This window comes from Sporosarcina sp. SAFN-010, from assembly GCF_059415065.1.
In genome coordinates this window covers 1-4,390 of sequence record NZ_JBPFDS010000035.1, presented here as the reverse complement: position 1 = coordinate 4,390, position 4,390 = coordinate 1, and the positions used below count along the sequence as shown (strand labels likewise).

At 37.1% G+C, this 4,390-nt stretch carries 5 protein-coding genes; 1 reads left to right on the top strand and 4 read right to left on the bottom strand.

The window, feature by feature from the left end; genetic code table 11:
• Positions 1-80: 80 nt before the first annotated feature.
• Positions 81-308 (bottom strand): hypothetical protein, encoded by a 228-nt coding sequence (locus tag ACR65F_RS18060; protein ID WP_440505342.1) that lies wholly within the window; start codon positions 306-308, stop codon positions 81-83.
• Between the two features lie 91 nt (positions 309-399).
• Here ACR65F_RS18060 and ACR65F_RS18055 point away from each other — a divergent pair, with 91 nt between their 5' ends.
• Positions 400-744 (top strand): hypothetical protein, encoded by a 345-nt coding sequence (locus tag ACR65F_RS18055; RefSeq protein ID WP_440505341.1) that lies wholly within the window; start codon positions 400-402, stop codon positions 742-744.
• Positions 745-809: 65 nt separating this feature from the next.
• Here the strand turns inward: ACR65F_RS18055 and ACR65F_RS18050 are convergent, their stop codons facing one another.
• From ACR65F_RS18050 to ACR65F_RS18040, 3 genes are all read right to left on the bottom strand, one after another.
• A complete protein-coding gene (locus tag ACR65F_RS18050; RefSeq protein WP_440505344.1) occupies positions 810-1,322 on the bottom strand; it encodes a nucleoside deaminase in 513 nt (170 codons plus the stop codon).
• A 67-nt stretch (positions 1,323-1,389) separates the two neighbouring features.
• Entirely contained in the window at positions 1,390-2,325 is a 936-nt protein-coding gene (locus tag ACR65F_RS18045) for a protein rep (protein WP_440505343.1), read from the bottom strand.
• A gap of 315 nt (positions 2,326-2,640) precedes the next feature.
• Positions 2,641-3,921: a plasmid recombination protein gene (locus tag ACR65F_RS18040; protein WP_440505340.1), complete on the bottom strand. Its 1,281-nt coding sequence runs from the start codon at positions 3,919-3,921 to the stop codon at positions 2,641-2,643.
• Positions 3,922-4,390 lie beyond the last annotated feature (469 nt).

The window sequence follows — 4,390 nt, the reverse complement described above, 5'->3', positions numbered from 1 at the left end:
TACTGCTCCAAGACATTGACAAACGCCATACATCCCCCCGGCACAAAAAGAAAGAGGACAGCGAACGGCTGCCCTCTTTCTCATTTCTTTTCTTTCAAAATTATTTTAAATATTAGTGTAAGAAGATTACTAATAACAATTACTAAGACTATTATTAATAAAATTCCTGGTATGAAACCAATACGCTCTATAACTTTATATTTCACATACACAAATAACATAAGTAACAGTAAAGCTCTATATATCCATACTCTCCATCTATTATTTTCTATTTCCTCAGTCTTTAATCTTTTATAATCTTTACCCATTGCAAAGTCTCCTTTTGAATCTTTAGTTTATTATTTCCAAAATAGTCTAAACATAGAAGGAACTATAATCTTACCAAAAGGATGTGTAGTTATGGAAACATGGGATGGAAAAACAGAAGAAGAAATAGAACAAGAAGTAAACGACTATGCAATAAGATACCTAAGATCACAACGATCTCAAAGTGGAACAACAGAAGAATTAGCCGCAACACATGACGCACAAGCACAGTGTATAGTGAATCACATAGGAAGTTCATATGCAGATACTTTCTCAAAAACTGTAATTCTAGCTCTATTGGACAATCCTAGTTGGTCTAATACCAAAAAAGCAGCAAAGCAATTGCTTAAAGCAGGCGCTAAAGCTAACATAATTGGGTTTTCTTATGAATTGTTCAAAGCACTCAAAGCTTGCGAAGGTGTCAAACAAATATATTAATTATTCATCAAAAAGAGCAGCTATGTCTGCTCTTTTTTTACTTTTCTTTAATCAACAAACGCCCCCTATTCTGGCACGACAGCCTTCCGTAAGTTAGTAACATTATTAGGATTTGCTGACCATTTACTCATTAATTCCATTTGTCTTTTCTTTAAATCGTCATAAGGTTCTTCAATAGCTTCAATGTCACGGAACTTCCTATCAAAGACTTTTGCATCTTTGATTTTTTTGTAACCACCAAAACCTACATCGTCATTTAGTAACCAAACAACCTTTTTTATTTTGGCAAACAGAATTCCACCAGTACACATTGGACAAGGTTCCAATGAAGAGTATATTGTAAACTTTTCACCATTAATTTTAGCATTAAATATTGATTCCCCAGCATTACGAATAGCATCAATTTCGGCGTGAGCAGTTGCGTCTTGTTTGGGATGTACCTTATTGCGTCCTTTTGCAACTATATTTCCATTTTCATCAACTATAATAGCCCCAACTGGATAGGTATTTTCATTCAATGCCTTTTCTGCTTCATCAAGAGCCAACTCTAAAAAGTATCTATCTTGACTGATATTAATAATAAACAACCTCCACACATTCTTTATTCCCCTACAAAATGGCCCGTTTGTTAAAATCTATTGTATCTTAATCTACCTCTTTTTCATCAATCAATTTCCCATTGATCTCTTCCAGCTCGTCATCTGTCAAATACCGTTTCTCTAATTCGATGTACTTTTTACCACCCCAGTTATACATGATGGCATAGACATATTTCGTCACATCTTTTTCTTTATAGCCGTCAAGTTCACCGTTTTTAAATTTGGTCATAGCGTCTTTAAATAGCCCAGAGAACACGATTAATCGTTTACCTTTCAAGGCTTTATAAAACACCTCAAAAACTTCTTGATTAATTAAATAGTCGCTGTCTTTTGCAGAGTACTTAGCAATCTCGTAAACTTTATCATCTCGACCGTTGCGAACTTTCCTCACGTCAACTTGTGTAATGAGTGGGTTTTTCGTGACCTCTTGCCACAGCTCAAGCCACCGATCACGAGAAATATAATAATCTTTATCAGTAAAATAACTTTTATTAACTGCAATCAACACATGAAAATGTGGGTGGTAATCATCACGATCTTCGTTATATGTGACTTCTAGTTTTCTAACATAGCCCTTTGTAATCTTCTTAACTTCCTTACGTTCCATCAACTTTTTAAACGAGTGATTATAGTCTTTAATCTCGCTTTCCAGTTCATCAGCTGGCACGTTTGGTGCTGTTAATGTAACGAAGATAAATTCTTTCTTTTCCTCTTGCTTTAAATAAGCCATCATCACAGATAACGCCAACGCATCTTTTCGAGATTTCTTCCATGCACAGATGGGACAGAAACGATTTTTACACGTATTGCCTTTATGCTGTTTTTTCTTTTCTAAGCTTTTATCTGCAACCATCATCATGAACGTATTGCACTCCTTTATAAGTCGTAAAGTGTTTTCTGTAACCACATTCTCAGAAACTAGCTTTTCCATAAAGTAAGCCAATACACCATTTCTACGTTTTTTATTCGTGGATTTCTCCATAATATCTTGATTCTTTTTGGATTTTGTTTTATATTGAGTCATATAACTTAAGTTAATAAACGCCAATCATGGCACTCAAAAACTTGCATTCATCCCCTTTTCTATTTGATTTTTAGTGTGGTTACTAAAATCATAGAACACTAGGGAAGAATTTGCAAGTTTTTTTGCGTTCAAGCCTTATGTATCAAGGGCTCAAGACCGTTCAGGGCAAATCGAAGATGTTACCCTTATATCAAGATAAGAAAGAGCATGTTTTTCGCTTCGCTCAAACCACTAAAAACAAAGATAAAAAAGGCACCCAAAAGGGCGCCTTTTTTATCTTCCCAAACCCTTATCCCGCTCCTGTCTTTTTTCACGCTTATATAAGCGCTCAAATTCGCTTCCAGGGTTTCTCTCCTTCACTTTGGCTACTAAGTCCTTAAAATCGTTTTTAAAGGCTCTCACGGTCTCTGTACGCCCTCTTATGAAATCCTTGGCACTTTGATACAATAAACCGACTTCATGCCTTAAATCGCCTATGAGGTCTTTTAAATCTCTGTTTTCTGAACGGAGCTCCTTGTTTTCATTTTTCAACTTGCCGTTTTCTCGTGTTTTTTGGTAAATTTCCTCAAGTAGCTTTTCATTTTCTATGACAGGATCCATACTTTGCAACCGCTGATAATCTTTTTTCACAGCAACCGCAGCTGTCACGATATTCTCAAGCTGTTCCATCTGCTTAGGAGTAAAAACATAATTCCCTGTTTCTTTTTTATGGATTTCTGGTTTCCCAAACATTTTAGGAATGACTTCGGTCTTAATTTCTTTTCGCTTCGGTTTAAGAACCAAATTTTTATCAGGAACATTTTTGCTAATTGCTAAAAACTCACTTTTCTTTTCACTGACTTTTCCTTCTAAAACGGCAATTTCGTTTAATAAATCCTGTTTTTCCTTGTACTCATTCACATCTTTATATTGATTTGTGCCAACTAATTTCCGCTCAATTCCACGATCCAATAATTTTTCTTCTAGCAACTGAACTTCTTTTTCTCGCCAATCATCAAACGGGCGAGTTTTATCCAACGTGGAATCTTGTTGAATAATGGCACGATCAAACGACACTTGTTTTTCAAGTCCTCGTTTATATCCACTCGCAACAGGAACAAAATTCAAATGCATATGAGGGCTGGCTTCGTCATTGTGAATGACCGCATTATAAACTTTCAAATTTGGATTTCGCTTCTCAAATTCTTGGAACCACTCTAATAAAATTTCATTCCCTTTTTCATAATCCTTCCGCATAGGAAAATCATCTAAATCTCCAACTTGAATAATCATTTCTTGCTGAAGTGAAGTTTTTTTACTGGCTTGAATGTGCTCATAATAATTATCAATTTTGCGATCGTTGCGTTTTTGTTTGGCATTATAATTTTCCAATGCTTCCCCAAATTCTTCTTGATACAGTTCTTTCAAATCCTTCTGAACGAGATACACATTTTCATGCGAATAAGATTCGTTAATATGCGAATTGCGTTCTTTATCCTTTTCACTCATGGTCCGATTGTTGTGTTTGATGTTGGTTTTATTGGTCGCCTTTTTGAGAGAGACAGACATGCTCATGACGAATCACCTCACTTGCTACGAGTGTACCAGACAGTTTGTTACTTTGCCAAAGTAACCTTTTCTGTATTGTGACATTATGCTACGCTCCATGTGCACAATGAAAAGGCTCTCCGAGGGTAAAAACAAGGGGCTGTCACTCTAGCGTGACAGCTTCCCCAAGATCAAGATCAAAAGAAAAGACCTTGGGCTTTGCCCAAACCCACGAGGGAAAAATTTCCCCTCGACCCCCAATAATCACGCCCCCAACCCCCGACTCTTTCGGGGGCTCCCTCGCCGGTAGGCAGTTTCCAAATGTGCATTTGGAAAAGCCAAGAGGGTTCGGGTACAGTCAGTTTGTCAACGCCTTTCCGCTCCTTATGCTCACTCGGGAAAAAGCACCCTCGCTCCGCTACTGCTCCAAGACATTGACAAACGCCATACATCCCCCCGGCACAAAAAGAAAGAGGACAGCGAACGGCTGCCCTCT